Source organism: Neisseria sp. HMSC075C10, assembly GCF_001815615.1.
Lineage (GTDB): Bacteria > Pseudomonadota > Gammaproteobacteria > Burkholderiales > Neisseriaceae > Neisseria > Neisseria subflava_A.
In genome coordinates, this window is record NZ_KV821274.1 from 1 (window position 1) to 572 (window position 572).

At 51.4% G+C, this 572-nt stretch carries 1 protein-coding gene; it reads right to left on the minus strand.

The genetic code is table 11. From position 1 onward, the window contains the following. Positions 1-54: 54 nt before the first annotated feature. Positions 55-572: IS5 family transposase (locus HMPREF3047_RS10035; RefSeq protein ID WP_141756575.1), on the minus strand; the 518-nt coding region annotated here is incomplete at its 5' end.

The window sequence follows — 572 nt, forward strand, 5'->3', positions numbered from 1 at the left end:
AAGCCGCCTACGGCAAAGGCAAAAACCGTATCGACAGCCAAAGCCATCAAACTTTTAGGCAGCAACAGGCGCGCTTAGCCTGTTGGCGGCCTTCAACAGGTTTAAACACATCGCCTTCAGATGGCTTTGCGCATTCACTTTAATCAACCCGAAATAGGCTGCCCGGGAGTAGCGGAATTTACGGTGCAGCGTACCGAAGCTTTGTTCGACCACATAACGGGTCTTTGACAAATATCGGTTGCGTTTAGTTTGCGCTTCCGACAACGGATGGTTACGGTGGGCTTTGCGCATAATGCCGTCCAACAACTGATGCTCTTTCAGATGTTGCCGGTTTTCCGCACTGTCATAGCCTTTGTCGGCATAGACGGCCGTACCTTCGGCTATCCCTTCCAGCAAAGGCGACAGGTGGTTGCACTCATGGGTATTGGCGGGGGTGATGTGCAGTTTCTCGATATAGCCTTCCTCATCGGTACGGGTATGTTGTTTGTAACCGAGTTTGTATAAACCGTTTTTCTTTGTCCAGCGGGCATCGCTGTCTTTACCCGGTGTGGTTTGGCCGCTGACTTGTCCTT